Raw genomic sequence first — 14,469 nt, 5'->3', positions numbered from 1 at the left:
ACTTGCCCCTATGACCGGGGTTTGGCCGCGCGTCATCCCGCGTGCACCGCCTGAGGAATGATTATGACCGAGACCCCCGCCGTCACCCCACGCACTGACTGGACCCGCGAGGAAATCGCGGCGCTGTTCGACCTGCCGTTCACCGAATTGGTGTTCCGCGCAGCCGAAGTCCATCGCGCCAGCCATCCGCACAACGAAGTGCAGCTTTCCACGCTGCTTTCGATCAAGACCGGTGGCTGCGTGGAAGACTGCGGCTATTGCTCGCAGTCGGTTTCGGCCAACAGCGGCGTCAAGGCGACCAAGTTGATGGAAGTGCAGCAGGTGCTGCAGCGCGCGGCGCAGGCCGCCGATCAGGGCTCCACCCGCTTCTGCATGGGCGCCGCCTGGCGCAACCCCAAGGACCGCGACATGCCGGCCATCATCGAAATGGTTCAGGGCGTGCGCGCCATGGGCATGGAAACCTGCATGACGCTGGGGATGCTGACGCCCGAACAGGCCGACATGCTCTCCGAAGCGGGCCTCGACTACTACAACCACAACATCGACACTTCGCCTGAGCGTTACGATCAGGTGATCACCACGCGCACGATGGAAGACCGCCTCGACACGCTGTCGAATGTGCGCATGGCGGGCATCAACGTCTGCTCCGGCGGTATCGTCGGCATGGGCGAGACGCGGGCCGATCGCGTAGGCTTCGTTCACACGCTGGCGACCTTGCCCGATCACCCGCAGTCGGTGCCGGTAAACGCGCTGGTTCCCGTGAAGGGCACCGTGCTGGGCGACATGCTGGCCGATACCCCACTCGCCAAGATCGACGACGTGGAATTCGTGCGCACCGTGGCGGTCGCGCGCATCACTATGCCGTTGTCGATGGTGCGTCTTTCGGCGGGTCGCGAATCGATGTCCGAAATGACGCAGGCGATGTGCTTCATGGCCGGCGCGAACTCGATCTTCACCGGCGACAAGCTGCTGACCGCGCCGAACTCGGGCGACGACAATGACGCGGCGATGTTCGCCCGCCTCGGCATCAAGCCGATGGCGATCGAACTGACCGAGGCGCAAGTGGAAGCGCAGCGGATGCCCAAGGGCTGCGCGAAGCTGGAAGCGGCGGAGTGATCCACGGGTGATCCTGCCGATCCTTCTCCTGGCCTCTGAGCCCTCGATCGATTGCGCCAATGCGATGACGCAGACGGACATGAACGTGTGTTCGTACCGCGACTTCCAGTCGGCCGATCGGGCGATGAACGAGGCTTGGGGGAAGGCGGCAGCGGCGGCGAAGGCAGCCGACAAGCATGGCCCTGTCGGAAATTTCAATCGGCTGTTGGATGCGCAGCGCAAGTGGCTCGCCTATCGCGACGCGCAGTGCCTTGCAGAGAATGGCCCGCGTGAGGAAAGCGGCACGATCTGGCCGCTTCAGCAGAACGGCTGCCTGAAGGAATTGACCGAAGCGCGCACGAAGCAACTGCGTGCCGTTGTGGAGGCGGGCGAGCGATGAAGTTCGACCTTCCCCGTCATCCCCGCCTTACGGAGATCACCAAAGGGCGCATCGGCGAACTCCAGCAATCGCTGGATGAGTATTGATGCGCGACTTTCTATTCCTGATGGGGGCGATCCTGCTGACGGCGCTGGCCTATTGGTGGGCCAAAGGTTTCGGTAGCTGGTCCGTTTGCCTCATCCGCGATCAGGCTTGCAGCGAGCGGGCAATTGCCGGGGGCATTTTCTCTGGTCGGGTCAGCGCTGCGGTAGTCGCAAGCATCGCATCGATCGTTTGGTGGTTTTTCATTCGCAAGCGAAGCGGACGCTAGGCCCCTCGGGGCCGGGTGATCTTGGCAGGCAGTTCAAGTTGGAGGGAAGAGGTTGTTCAAGAAGATCCTGATCGCAAACCGGGGCGAGATCGCCTGCCGCGTGATCAAGACCGCGCGCCGCATGGGCATCCAGACGGTGGCCGTCTATTCCGACGCTGACGCCCGTGCGCCGTTCGTGCAGATGGCGGATGAGGCGGTTCACATCGGCCCGGCGCCCGCCGCGCAGTCGTACCTGATTGCCGACAAGATCATCCAGGCCTGCAAGCAGACCGGCGCCGAAGCGGTGCACCCCGGCTATGGCTTCCTGTCCGAGCGCACCTCCTTCGCCGAGGCGCTGGCCGCAGAGGGCATCGAGTTCATCGGCCCCCCCGTCGGCGCGATCGCCGCGATGGGCGACAAGATCGAATCCAAGAAGCTTGCCAAGGAAGCCGGCGTCAATGTCGTGCCCGGCTTCGTGGGTGAGATCGAGGATACCGAGCACGCCGTGCGCATCTCGAACGAGATCGGCTATCCGGTGATGATGAAGGCCAGCGCCGGCGGCGGCGGCAAGGGCATGCGCCTTGCCTACGACGAAAAGGACGTGCGCGAGGGCTTTGAGAGTGTGAAGCGCGAGGGCCTGAATTCCTTCGGTGACGACCGCGTCTTCATCGAGAAATTCATCCTCAACCCGCGCCACATCGAGATCCAGATCCTCGGCGACAAGCACGGCAACATTCTCTACCTGAACGAGCGCGAATGCTCGATCCAGCGTCGCCACCAGAAGGTGGTGGAGGAAGCGCCGTCGCCTTTCGTTACCGAGAAGATGCGCAAGGCCATGGGCGAACAGTGCGTCGCACTGTCGCGTGCGGTGGGCTACTATTCGGCGGGCACCGTCGAACTGATCGTCTCCGGCGCGGACCCGACGGGCGAGAGCTTCTACTTCCTGGAAATGAACACCCGCCTTCAGGTGGAGCACCCGGTCACCGAAGCGATCACCGGCGTCGATCTGGTTGAACAGATGATCCGCGTCGCCGCCGGCGAAAAGCTGGAGATGACGCAGGCAGACGTGAAGATCGACGGCTGGGCCATCGAAAACCGCGTCTATGCCGAAGATCCCTATCGCGGCTTCCTGCCCTCGACCGGGCGCCTGGTCCGCTATCAGCCGCCGGTGGACGGCTGGACCGACGATGGCGAGGAGAATGGTCGCCGTGGCATCGACGGCATTCGCGTCGATGACGGCGTCTACGAAGGCGGCGAAGTCTCGATGTTCTACGATCCGATGATCGCCAAGCTGATCACCTGGGGCGGGACGCGTGACGAGGCGGCCGACAAGCAGGTGGCCGCGCTCGACCTGTTCGAGATCGAGGGCCTTGGCCACAACATCGATTTCGTCTCGGCCATCATGCAGCACCCGCGCTTCCGCTCGGGCGAGCTGACTACCGGCTTCATTGCCGAGGAATATCCCGAAGGCTTCACCGGCGCGCCCGCGTCGGAGGAACTGAAGGGCAAGTTGGCTGCCGTCGCCGCTTTCGTAGCCACCGCGCGGGCCGACCGTGCGCGCCGCGTCGATGGCCAACTGGCACCGCGCCGTCTGGCTCCGCCTTCGGAATGGACCGTCACCATCGACAAGGCGCCTTACGAAGTCGTGATCGACGATGAGGACGTTATCGTGAACGGCGTCTCGGTCGAACTGGCGATGGAATACACGCCGGGCGACCGCATGATCGAAGCGGAGATCGACGGAGAGGCCATCGGCATCCGCGTCGCGCCCACGCGCACGGGGCTGAAGATGACCACGCGTGGCTGCATCCACGATGTGCTGATCCTGCCGCGCCACATCGCCTCGCTCAACCAGCACATGATCGAAAAGATCCCGCCGGATCTTTCGAAGTACCTGATCTGCCCGATGCCGGGCTTGCTCGTTGCGCTCCATGTGGGTGAGGGCGACAAGGTGGAGGCCGGTCAGCCGCTGGCCGTCGTCGAGGCGATGAAGATGGAGAACATCCTGCGCGCCGAGAAGTCGGGCGTGGTGAAGACGGTCAACGCCAAGGCAGGCGAAAGCCTTGCGGTGGACGCCGTGATCCTTGAAATGGAATAAATGCATCTAGACCACGACCACGCCGCGCCTGCGGCCGAGCAAATATCCTTTGACGACTTCCTGAAAGTGGACATCCGCGTCGGCACCATCGTCGCCGCGGAAGTCTATGAGGGAGCGCGCAAGCCGAGCCTGAAATTGCGGATCGATTTCGGTCCCGGCATCGGCGAGCGCAAGAGCGTGGGGCAAGTCGCCGCGCTCTATGCGCCGGAGGACCTGATCGGTCGGCAAGTGGCGGCGGTCGTGAACTTTCCCACGCGGCAGATCGGCAAGGCGCTGTCCGAGGCATTGACCCTGGGCTTCGCGGACGAGGAGGGGCGGGTCGTCCTGTTCGCGCCGGACAGCCGCGTTCCCAACGGTTCGAGGTTGTTCTGATGACGGGTTTCGCCGCGCTGCTTGCCGCAGCCGAGGAAATCGACGGCGGCTTCGCTTTCGACATTACCGACGATTGGCTTCAGGGGCGTACCGCTTACGGGGGGCTGACCTCGGCCTTGTCGCTGGCGGCGGCGCAGCGTGTCGATCCGGAATTGCCGCCGCTGCGCTCCGGCCAGTTCGCGATGATCGCGCCGCTAGCGGGCCGCGTAGAGGCGCGGGCGCGGGTCGTGCGCAAGGGGCGCAATGCCATCTGGGTCGCGGCAGAGCTTTCGAACGAGAAGGGCGTGGGCTTCACCGCCAGCTTCGCGTTCATGCGTCAGATCGAGAGCGCGGCGGATATCGCCGGCTATCCGATGCCAAAGGGCGTGAACCCGGTGGCCGATGCCAAGCCGGTGCCGATGGACCATGCGCCGGAGTTCCTCCGCCAGAACTTCGATGCGCGCTTTGCCTTGCCGAAATCGGCACTGGGGGAGGCCGACTTGTGCTGGTGGGTACGGCTCAAGCAGCGCGAAGGGCTCGATCCGGCGCTGGAAGCAGTGCTGATCGGCGATGCCTTGCCTACGGCAGTGCTGCCATTGCTCAATTTCCGCGTGCCGATCAGTTCGATGCACTGGCATGTCAACATGCTGGAGCCTGCACCGACGACGGAGGACGGCTGGTGGCTGCTGCGCTCCACCAGCGAATTCGCGCGCGATGGCGGGGCGAGCGAGCATATCCTGCAATGGAGCGCTTCGGGTGCGCCGGTGATTGCGGGAATGCAGTCAGTCGCCGTGTTCGGCTGAACCTCCTTCCGCATCAAATATAATCTCCGTCGCCCCCGCGCAGGCGGGGGCCCCGCTTGTTCTTCCACGTTGAAGGAGAAAGCGGGATCCCCGCCTTCGCGGGGATGACGGGGATGGTTTTGTTGTAGGCGTCAGGCGGCCTTCGGCTCGCCGGCCAGCGTCTTGCCCAGGGCTATCTTGAACGCCGCGAAGGCGATCAGGCCGAACGTCGCGGCGCCTACGTGGATCAGCCAGAACGACACGGTATCCATTGACGAATACCAGCCGCCGACAATGCCCACCGCCTTGTTGGCGCCGAAGAACGCCAGATAGTAGATGCCCACCACCGTTGCATTCAGCGAACGCGGCGCGATCTTGGTGAAGAGGGCAAGGCTTACCGGCATGATGTGGGCAAAGCCGATCGAATTGAACAGGTGGAACATCACCGGCCAGAACAGGCCGATCTTGCCGCCGCCCGCTGTCGCCGCCGCGATCACCAGGCACATGCCGCCGGTCATAGAGAACAGCGAACCGATGATCATCTTGCCCAGTTCGTCAGGCTCACGCCCGGTGCGGTCGGCATAGAACTTCCAGAACGCAGCCACGGCCACCAGCATGGAGAAGCTGAGCGTGGCGTCCACGGTGATCATCCAGCTCGAAGGCAGGGTGATGCCGAAGAACGTCAGCTGAAATTTCGCATCTGCCCAGACGAGATAGGCGTTGAAGATCTCCTGGTTGGTCAGCATCGCGATGGCCAGCACAGGCACCAGCACGGCCAGAGCGCCAAGGCGCGGCCAGTCCGATCGGGTGAGGCGCGCGGCCGGATCGCTGTTCTTGCTCTTGCCCACCTTGTTGTCGGCCGGAAGCCAGGGCTGTGCCTTCATGTAGAGCAGCAGGCCAAGGACCATGACCACGCCGGCGGCGCCGAAGCCATAATGCCAGCTGACTTTCTGCCCCAGCGTGCCCGAAATCAGCGGCGCGGCGATGACGGAGACGTTGATGGCGATGTAGAAGATCTGGAACGCCATCGCGCGGCGCAGGTCTTTGGGGCCGTAGAGTTCGCCCACCTGGCTGGCGATGTTGCCTTTGAACAGGCCCACGCCCACCACCAGCGAGATCAGCGCGAGCAGGAACATCCCCTCGAACGCCATCAGGAAGTGGCCGATCGACATGACCACGGCGCCCGCGATCAGCGTGGCCTTGCGGCCCAGCCAGCGGTCGGCGATGATGCCGCCCAGGATCGGCGTCAGGTAGACCAGCGACGTGTAGTCGCCGAAGATCGCCGATGCGAGCGGCTGTCCGTCCAGCCCGGAATAATGCCAGCCGCGCAGCCACGACAGGCCAAGAACCTTGCCCACGTTCTCCGGCAGCAACAGATACTTGACCATGTAGAGTACGAGCAGCGTCTGCATGGAGTAGTAGGAAAAGCGCTCGCAGCCCTCCACGAAGGAGAGGTAACCCAGCCCGCGCGGATGGCCCAGGAAGGCGCGATCGTCTCGCGCCGCTTCCTCGGGGAAGTCCAGCTCGGAGGTAGCTTCGGCAACAGTCATGGCGATCCCGGAAATATTGTTATTTTTGAATGATGTTTATGTTCTTGACGCATGTGTATAATGGCGCAGTCGGGAAATGTCACGCCATTGACGCCAAGGCGTCAGCTTTCGGGACGGTTTCGACGGCCGGGATCAGGCCGTCAATGCTGGTAACGGCGCGCGTCAGTGGTGGACATGCTCGGGCTTGCCCTTCCGCTTGGTGGCGGCGAATTCTTCGAGCTGCTTCTCGCTCATGGAATCGACCATTTCGCGCGAGGCGCCCTTGAGGTCGCTCTTCTTCGTCTCTCCACGCTTGGCGGAGAGGGCGGCGCCGGCCGCTTTCTGCTGGGCCTTGGACTTGGCGGGCATGGCTGAATCTCCCTTGCGGTGATGCAAGGGATACGTGCGTGCAGGCGCCTGAGTTCCCGGGGGACTGCCTAAGCAGCCGCCCCGTGCGCATAAGGCGTCAGTCGGAGCTGCGCGCCAGTTCCTCGTCAAGGAACTCCGCGACATCGTCCAGCGAGACTTCGCGGTCGAGGTAGGTGTGGCCAATGCCCTTCATCAGCAGGAAGGGCAGGGTGCCGGCATCCATCTTCTTGTCGTGAAGCATGTGGTCCACCAGCGCGCGGCCATCGCAGTCGAGGCCGAGCGCGGCAAGGCTGGCGGGCAGGCCGATTTCGGCGATGTGGCGGGCGACATGTTCGGCGCTCGCCTGCGGCATCAGGCCGCGACGGGCGGAGTAACGCGCTGCCAGCACCATGCCCAGCGCCACGCCTTCGCCGTGGAGCAAGCGCGTGGAGAAGCCGGTTTCCGCCTCCAATGCATGGCCGAAGGTGTGCCCAAGGTTGAGCAGGGCGCGCTTGCCGGTCGTCTCGAATTCGTCCTCCGCGACGATGCGCGCCTTGGATGCGACCGAGTGCGCCACCGCATATTCGCGCAGCGCCGCGTCACCGTCGAGCATGGCGGCGGCATTGGCGTCGCACCAGGCGAAGAAGTCCGCATCGTCGATCAGCCCGTACTTCACCACTTCGGCGTAGCCGGCCAGCAGATCGCGGCGGGGCAGGGTTTCCAGCGCGGAAAGGTCGGCCAGCACCAGTGAGGGCTGATGGAACGCACCGACCAGGTTCTTTCCGGCGGGCGTGTTGATCGCGGTCTTGCCGCCCACGCTGGAATCGACTTGCGCCAGCAGCGTGGTGGGCACCTGGATGAACTTGCAGCCGCGCTTCAGCACGGAGGCGCAGAAGCCGGTGAGATCGCCGATCACGCCGCCGCCCAGCGCGATCACGCTGTCGCCGCGCTCCACGCCCAGTTCCAGCAGCCAGTTGACCGTGGCGGCCAGTTCGTCCCACGATTTCGTGGCTTCGCCCGCCGGCAGGATGCGCCAGTGCGGTTCATGCCCGTTGTCGCGCAGCGAACGCTCCACCACTTCGCCCCAGGCCGCATGGACGTGGACATCGGTGACGATGGGGACGCCGCGCTTGCGCAGCAGGCCCCGGCAGTTGGGCACCAGTTCGGCCAGCAGCCCGGCGCCCACGCGCACTTCATAAGGGCGTCCGGCGATGTCGACGGAAATCACAGCCATTGCGAGAGTCCCTGAAGTACCTTGTTGATGGTCTGCACGTGCGGCCCGGGCGAACTGAGCACGTGGATCGGCGCCTGTTCGTAATGCGGGCGGCGATCCTCGCGCAGGCGGGCGAGAATATCACGCGGGTTGCCGCCTTGCAGCAGCGGGCGGTTGTCCTTGCGGGCGGTACGATCGACCAGCGTTTCCACTTCGCTGTCCAGCCACACGGTGATTGCGTGTTCCAGGATCAGCGCGCGCGTTTCGGTATTGCAAAAGGCGCCGCCGCCGGTCGCCAGCACCAGGGGGGCTGCATCCGATCCCAGCAGGCGGGCGATCACGCGGCGTTCGCCGTCGCGAAAATAGGATTCCCCGTAAGTCTCGAAAATTTCGGGGATGGTCATCTGGGCGGAGCGTTCGATTTCCTCGTCCGCATCCACGAAGGGAAAGTCCAGCAGCGTGGCCAGCCGTTTGCCCACGCTGGACTTGCCCACGCCCATCATACCGACCAGCACGATGGGGCGATTGATCCGCCGGGCGAGGGTGGCAATTTCTTGCGCGGAAAAGCGGGTCTGTTGAACGTCCATTGCCCCATCGCCTATAGTTGCGCTAGGTCGCAGCGCAAGCATCGGTGAAGGAAGGCGAGTGACGATACCAAAGGGGAAGCGCAGGCTTCCGGGCGTGGTTGCGGTAGTTGCCGTCGGGATCGTGGTGGTTGTCGGCGGATTGGCCTGGGCAGACGGCGGTCGCCGGCAGGTTCGCGATATCGTCCAGCCGGTGAAGGTTCCGGACCAGAAGGTTACGGAGACGGCCGAATGAAAACCCGTACTCGCACCTGGCACGTCATGGTCGGCACCGCACTGGCGCTCACTTCGGTGTGGGCGATCGCGCAGGATGGCCCCGAATCGCTGCTGCCCAAGGGCTTCGAGGAGCCGACACCCACGCCCACCCCGAAAGCCGCGCCCGCGCCGGTACGGACCGGGGACAGCGGTGCTGCGTCCGCGCCGCGTGCCATTTCCACGCCGGTTATCCAGCAACTGCCCAGCGCGGCGCCTGCAGCGATCGATGCCGGCGCGCCGATTTCCGCGATCGTCGGCCCGGGCGGACTCACCCGCGTGCCGACGCTCGAAGAACTGGAGCGCATGTCGCCCGAGGATTTCGAGGATCTGCTGGGCAACAAGATCGATCTCGACATGCCGCCGCAGGCGCGCCGTTCGATGGATCGCGTCGGCCTGATCGACGATAGCGAGGGCGGTTTCGCCGCATCGTCGCTGTCGACATTGAACTGGACGGTGGTGGAGGCGGCGCTGGCGGCCAATCGCGGGCAACTCGTGTCCCGCTGGGGCCACGTGCTGCTGCGCCGCGCGCTGATCTCTCGCCTTTCGCCGCCCGCCGGCATGAGCCCGCAGCGTTTTCTGGCGCTGCGCGTGGGGCTGCTGCTGCGCATGGGCGAAAGCGATGCGGCGCGCGCTGTGCTACAGGATATCGACATTGCCAACTACACGCCCGAACTGGGCGATCAGGCGTTCGAGACGTACCAGCGGGCCGCCGATTTCACCGGCCTTTGCCCGGTGTTCTCGTCGGTCGGCTCGCTGCGCGACGATGCGCAGTGGAATGCCGCGAAGGCGATCTGCGAAGCGTTCCGCGGCAGCGGTGCGTCGGCGATGGCCAAGCTGGACAAGATGCGCGTGCGCGGATCGATGGATCGCATCGACCTGCTTCTGGCGCAGAAATACGCCGGCGCTGCCGGCCGCGCGCGCAAGGCGGTGACGATCGAGTGGGACGGCGTGACGACGATGACGCCGTGGCGCTTCGGTCTGGCCAATGCCGTGGGCCTGACGCCGCCGGACAGCGCCATGGAAGACGCCGGCCCGCTCTATGACGATATGACCGCGCTGGCGCCGATGGTGGGGCTGGCGCGCCGAGCCGCCGCCGCCGATCATGCCGGCGCAACGGGCGTTCTTTCGAACGCGGCGATGGTCGATCTCTACAGCCAGCTCTATGCGGATCCGGAAGTGACCGGGGATTGGCAGCAGCGCGCGGAAACGCTGCGCAATGCTTATGTGCAGGACGATCCTTCGGCCCGCTTTTCGGCGATGCAGAGCCTGTGGAACGGCGCCAATGGCGCCGACGCCACGTACGCCCGGCAAGTGCTGACCGCCGCCGCCGCCGCCCGCATCACTCCCAGCAAGGACATGGAGGAGCAGGCTCCGCTGCTGCTGACGTCGATGCTGGCCGCCGGTTTCGATGCCAATGCGCTGGCCTGGTCGTCCGTGGTGGCATCCGGCAGCCAGGGCTGGGCGCTGCTGGTGCTGGCTGCTCCGGGGCGGATCAAGGCCGTGGGTTCGGCGCCTGTCAGCACGTATCTCGATGCCGACGACAGCACCGACAAGCGCCGCAGTGCGTTTCTTGTCGCCGGTCTGGCCGCGCTGGGCCGTATCGACCAGAGCGATGCGGGCAGCTTCTCCGGACAGTTGGGCCTTGGACTGGACCGGTCCACGCGCTTTACCGAAGCGCTCGACCGCGCTGCCGCCAATGGCGATCAGGCAGGCGTGGCGCTGCTGGCCGGGCTGGGCATGCAGGGTGGTGACTGGCACCTGATGACGCCGCGCTATCTGTTCCACATCGTTTCCGCCCTGCGCACCGTGGGGCTGGATGCGGAGGCGCGGATGATCGCGGCAGAGGCCGTGGCGCGGGCTTGATGACGATGGTTTCGCGATGACCTTGGATGGATCAAGGTCGTCATCGCGATCGTCGGGGGCGAGTAGCGCGGCGGAACGCTTCCTGACGATGCTGGCGGCGGAGCGCGGCGCCGCGGCCAATACACTGGCCGCCTATCGCCGTGATCTTGATGCGGCGATGGATGAGATCGGCGATCTGGTGACGGCGGATGGCGACGCGCTGGCCGGATTGGGCAAGGCGTGGAGCATGGTCGCGCCGGCAACGCTCGCTCGCCGCTGTTCGGCGCTGCGCCAGTTCTACGGTTTCCTTGTCGACGAGGGGCTGCGGGCGGACGATCCCTCACCCTCGCTGCCACGCCCGCGCACGCGGCGGGCCTTGCCGCGGCTGTTGTCGCGGGAAGAGGTGGAACGCTTCCTGACGCAGGCGGAGGAAGAGGCGGCGGCAGAGCGGCCCGAATCGGTGCGCCTGCTGGCACTGCTGGAACTGCTCTATGGATCCGGCCTGCGCGCCAGTGAGCTGGTGTCGCTGCCGGTCGCTGCCGTGCCGCGCGATGCGCCATTCCTTCATGTTACCGGCAAGGGTGGGCAGCAACGGATGGTGCCGGTCAGCGGGCGTGCCCGCGCGGTCCTCTCGCGCTGGCTGGCAGTGCGCCCCGGTGGATCGCGCCATCTTTTCCCGTCGCGCGGGGAAAGCGGGCATCTCACCCGGGTTCGGCTGTTCCAGCTGCTGCGCGATCTGGCGGTGCGCGCGGACCTGGATCCGGAACGCGTCTCTCCGCACGTGCTGCGCCATGCCTTCGCCACGCACTTGCTGGAAGGCGGGGCGGATCTTCGCGTGCTGCAGACCCTGCTGGGCCATGCCGACATCGCCACTACCCAGATCTACACCCATGTCGAAAGCGCGCGGCTGGTGGCGCTGGTGAATGCGCGGCATCCACTGGCGCGGCAGGGCTAGAACACCCTCCGCTCTCGGGAACGCTCTTGCGGAACAGGCGCTTGTGCGGCCAGTTGTCCAAGGCAACCAAGGTGCGAAGGGAGATGCCATGACTGCAGGAAAGGTAGGACGGTGCCGGGGCGCGGCGCTGTCGGGCGCGATCGTGCTGGCCCTGGCGCCGGGCAGCGTCGAGATGGCCACGGCGGCAGCCGCCTATCCGACGGTCGCCGCGATCAGCCAGGCGGACAAGGCGCAGGGCGCCAAGGCCCATCCCGATCTACTGGCCGAATTCGGCGGAGCGGTGGGTGGGCCTCAGGCCGCTTATGTGGAACAGGTGGGCAAGAAGATTGCCGTCCAGTCCGGCCTCTCCAACGCGACGGGCGATTTTACGGTCACCTTGCTCAACTCGTCGGTGAACAACGCTTTCGCGATTCCGGGTGGCTATATCTACGTCACCCGGCAGTTGACCGCGCTGATGAACAACGAGGCGGAACTGGCCGGCGTGCTGGGGCACGAGGTGGGGCACGTTGCCGCGCGCCACTCCGCCAAGCGGCAGCAGGCCGCGAATCGCAATCAGATCCTGGGGGTGCTGGGGTCGATCCTGTCCGGCGTGCTGCTGGGAGACAGTGCGCTGGGCCAGTTGGGCCAGCAGGTCGCCACGCAGGGCACGCAGATGCTGACGCTGCAATATTCCCGCTCGCAGGAGCAGGAGGCCGATCGCCTTGGCATCACCTACCTGAAGCGCGCGGGATACGATCCGCGAGCGATGGCCACGGTGCTGGACAGTCTGGCGCGCCAGAATGCGCTGGAAGCCCGGCTGAACGGCACCACGGCCCGCGTGCCGGAATGGGCTTCGACTCACCCTGATCCGGCTTCGCGCGTGCGCGATGCGCAGACCCTTGCCGGCAACGCGTCGACGGGAAGCACGAACCGCGATGTGTTCCTCTCGCGAATCGATGGGCTGGTCTACGGTGACGATCCGCATCAGGGGATGATCGAGGGCACCCGTTTCATCCATCCGGACCTGAAGTTGACGTTTCAGGTGCCGACCGGCTTCTACATGGTCAATGGCACACAGGCGGTGTCGATCAGTGGGCAATCGGGCAAGGCGCAATTCGGCAGCGGCCCACTGGGCACCGGGCTGGATGCCTATATCGACGGGGTCTTCGCCGGGCTGACCGACAAGGGGCAGGCGCGCATTCGGCCGGACAGCGTGGAACGCGCGACCGTGAACGGGATTCCGGCCGCCTACGGGGTGGCGCGGGTGCAGACTTCGGGCAATCAGGTGGACGTGGCAGTCTTCGCCTACGACTTCGGCGGCGGCAACGCCTATCACTTCCTGACGATGACGCGGGCAGGCGGCGTTGGCGTCTTCAACCCGATGTTCAAGTCGATGCGCCGCATCTCCGCGGCGGAGGCGGGGCAAGTGCGACCGCGCCTGCTGCGGGTGGTGATTGTCAAGGCGGGCGACACTTCGCAGTCCCTGGCCGCGCGCATGGCCTATTCCGATGCGCAGCTGGACCGCTTTCTGGTGCTCAACGGCCTGCAGGCGGCGGACCGGCTGGTGCCGGGGCAGAAGGTGAAGATCGTCACATACTGAAAAGGCCCCCGGTTTCCCGAGGGCCTTTTCGAACGCATTCCAGCGCACGGGAAACGGAAAAGGGCGGCAGGTTTCCCTGCCGCCCCGAACCGTTTAGCTCGAAAGCTTCTTACGAGTTCGTCGAACCCAGGGTCGACGAGGTCTTCGAGAAGGTCGAGGTGAGCTGCGAGCCCATGCCCTGCATGGCGGCGATCGCGGCAACAGCGATGAGCGCGGCGATCAGGCCGTATTCGATTGCGGTGGCGCCTTCTTCGTTGCGACGCAGCTTGGCGAGAAACTTCATGGTATGTCTCCTGATGTAAAGCAGTCTTCTGTACCCGGTCCATCCCGCCTGGCGTCTCGCTTCAGCGCTCCGGACAATTTCGCTTCTAGATTGGAAGTGTTGAAAAATGCTTAAGTTAGAATTTGTTTCAGCTTGCGGAGATTGCAGTAGAAGATTTCGATGAAATACTATTCCACATGCTCACGGTTTCATTCGCCGCGCCGCTGAGTGCTCCGATCACCATAAGTACGATCAGTCCAAGGATCAGACCGTATTCGACGGTAGTTGCGGCGGCCTCATCCTTAAGAATTCGGACGCCGATCGATCGAACAGTCATGAGCCACCCTACAGTTCTCCAGAACACTGCACGGGATGCCATCCTGGCGTTAACGAGTTCCTAATAAGGACATTGAAGCTGGAAAATTCTTTTACACCGATGGTCGTCGTCGCCGTGGCGCTTGTGCAGGGTGACGGGCGCGTGCTGATGCAGCAGCGGCCTTTCGCCAAGATGCACGGCGGGCTCTGGGAATTCCCGGGGGGCAAGGTCGATCCTGGCGAATGCCCCGAAGACGCGGCCGTCCGCGAACTGGGCGAGGAGCTGGGCTTGGCGATGGATTCCGCGTCGTTGCGCCCAGTGGGTTTTGCCAGTGGGCGGACCGGGGATGGCAGTCGTTCGCTTGTCATACTTCTTTACGCCTGCCGCGAATGGCAGGGTGATCCCCACCCGCACGAGGCGGAAGCGCTGGGCTGGTATGTGCCCGAAGCCATCGAAACGCTGGAGATGCCGCCGCTCGACTATCCTCTGGCAGCGGCCTTGTGCAAATTCCTTCGCCCAAGTGCGATATAGGCGTTGACGGGGGGCGGATCCCTTTCTATTGGCGCCACTC

Annotated in this window: 16 protein-coding genes; 11 read left to right on the top strand and 5 right to left on the bottom strand. The window is 64.8% G+C overall.

Annotated elements, in window-relative coordinates:
* Positions 1–63: 63 nt before the first annotated feature.
* The 6 genes from bioB (at position 64) to WBP06_RS08575 (ending at position 5,036) form a co-directional block, all read left to right on the top strand.
* Positions 64–1,116, top strand: coding sequence for a biotin synthase BioB (gene bioB / locus WBP06_RS08600; protein WP_395333807.1), 1,053 nt, complete (start codon positions 64–66; stop codon positions 1,114–1,116).
* 7 nt (positions 1,117–1,123) lie between these two features.
* Positions 1,124–1,495 carry a lysozyme inhibitor LprI family protein gene (locus WBP06_RS08595; RefSeq protein WP_395333805.1) on the top strand — a complete coding sequence of 124 codons (372 nt, stop codon included), beginning with the start codon at positions 1,124–1,126 and terminating at the stop codon, positions 1,493–1,495.
* Between the two features lie 85 nt (positions 1,496–1,580).
* On the top strand, positions 1,581–1,805 hold the full coding sequence (locus tag WBP06_RS08590; protein WP_395333803.1) for a hypothetical protein: 225 nt from the start codon (positions 1,581–1,583) through the stop codon (positions 1,803–1,805).
* Between the two features lie 52 nt (positions 1,806–1,857).
* Entirely contained in the window at positions 1,858–3,882 is a 2,025-nt protein-coding gene (locus WBP06_RS08585; protein WP_395333801.1) for a biotin carboxylase N-terminal domain-containing protein, read from the top strand.
* A complete protein-coding gene (locus WBP06_RS08580) occupies positions 3,883–4,254 on the top strand; it encodes a tRNA-binding protein (protein WP_395333799.1) in 372 nt (123 codons plus the stop codon).
* A complete protein-coding gene (locus tag WBP06_RS08575; protein WP_395333797.1) occupies positions 4,254–5,036 on the top strand; it encodes a thioesterase family protein in 783 nt (260 codons plus the stop codon). The genes WBP06_RS08580 and WBP06_RS08575 overlap by 1 nt, the downstream gene beginning before the upstream one ends.
* 131 nt (positions 5,037–5,167) lie before the next feature.
* Here the strand turns inward: WBP06_RS08575 and WBP06_RS08570 are convergent, their stop codons facing one another.
* The 4 genes from WBP06_RS08570 to WBP06_RS08555 all read right to left on the bottom strand — a co-directional run bounded on the left by WBP06_RS08570 (position 5,168) and on the right by WBP06_RS08555 (position 8,692).
* On the bottom strand, positions 5,168–6,565 hold the full coding sequence (locus tag WBP06_RS08570) for a peptide MFS transporter (protein ID WP_395333795.1): 1,398 nt from the start codon (positions 6,563–6,565) through the stop codon (positions 5,168–5,170).
* A 162-nt stretch (positions 6,566–6,727) separates the two neighbouring features.
* Entirely contained in the window at positions 6,728–6,913 is a 186-nt protein-coding gene (locus WBP06_RS08565) for a DUF3008 family protein (RefSeq protein ID WP_395333793.1), read from the bottom strand.
* A 97-nt stretch (positions 6,914–7,010) separates the two neighbouring features.
* On the bottom strand, positions 7,011–8,126 hold the full coding sequence (aroB, locus tag WBP06_RS08560; protein WP_395333791.1) for a 3-dehydroquinate synthase: 1,116 nt from the start codon (positions 8,124–8,126) through the stop codon (positions 7,011–7,013).
* A complete protein-coding gene (locus WBP06_RS08555) occupies positions 8,117–8,692 on the bottom strand; it encodes a shikimate kinase (protein WP_395333789.1) in 576 nt (191 codons plus the stop codon). The genes aroB and WBP06_RS08555 overlap by 10 nt, the downstream gene beginning before the upstream one ends.
* A gap of 58 nt (positions 8,693–8,750) precedes the next feature.
* Here WBP06_RS08555 and WBP06_RS08550 point away from each other — a divergent pair, with 58 nt between their 5' ends.
* The 4 genes from WBP06_RS08550 to WBP06_RS08535 all read left to right on the top strand — a co-directional run bounded on the left by WBP06_RS08550 (position 8,751) and on the right by WBP06_RS08535 (position 13,320).
* Positions 8,751–8,924: a hypothetical protein gene (locus WBP06_RS08550; protein ID WP_395333787.1), complete on the top strand. Its 174-nt coding sequence runs from the start codon at positions 8,751–8,753 to the stop codon at positions 8,922–8,924.
* Entirely contained in the window at positions 8,921–10,807 is a 1,887-nt protein-coding gene (locus WBP06_RS08545) for a hypothetical protein (RefSeq protein ID WP_395333785.1), read from the top strand. The genes WBP06_RS08550 and WBP06_RS08545 overlap by 4 nt, the downstream gene beginning before the upstream one ends.
* A 16-nt stretch (positions 10,808–10,823) precedes the next feature.
* Positions 10,824–11,741, top strand: coding sequence for a tyrosine recombinase (locus WBP06_RS08540; protein WP_395333783.1), 918 nt, complete (start codon positions 10,824–10,826; stop codon positions 11,739–11,741).
* Between the two features lie 88 nt (positions 11,742–11,829).
* Positions 11,830–13,320 (top strand): M48 family metalloprotease, encoded by a 1,491-nt coding sequence (locus WBP06_RS08535; protein ID WP_395333781.1) that lies wholly within the window; start codon positions 11,830–11,832, stop codon positions 13,318–13,320.
* Positions 13,321–13,429: 109 nt separating this feature from the next.
* On the opposite strand, the gene WBP06_RS08530 is transcribed toward WBP06_RS08535, so the two are convergent.
* On the bottom strand, positions 13,430–13,603 hold the full coding sequence (locus WBP06_RS08530) for a Flp family type IVb pilin (RefSeq protein WP_395333779.1): 174 nt from the start codon (positions 13,601–13,603) through the stop codon (positions 13,430–13,432).
* Positions 13,604–14,018: 415 nt separating this feature from the next.
* Here WBP06_RS08530 and WBP06_RS08525 point away from each other — a divergent pair, with 415 nt between their 5' ends.
* Positions 14,019–14,429, top strand: a complete 411-nt coding sequence (locus tag WBP06_RS08525) for a (deoxy)nucleoside triphosphate pyrophosphohydrolase (RefSeq protein WP_395333777.1) — start codon at positions 14,019–14,021, stop codon at positions 14,427–14,429.
* The last annotated feature ends 40 nt before the right edge of the window (positions 14,430–14,469 follow it).

This window comes from Novosphingobium mississippiense (assembly GCF_044029535.1).
Lineage (GTDB): Bacteria > Pseudomonadota > Alphaproteobacteria > Sphingomonadales > Sphingomonadaceae > Novosphingobium.
The sequence above is the reverse complement of the archived record's forward strand: the minus strand, read 5'-3'. Positions and strand labels throughout refer to the sequence as shown.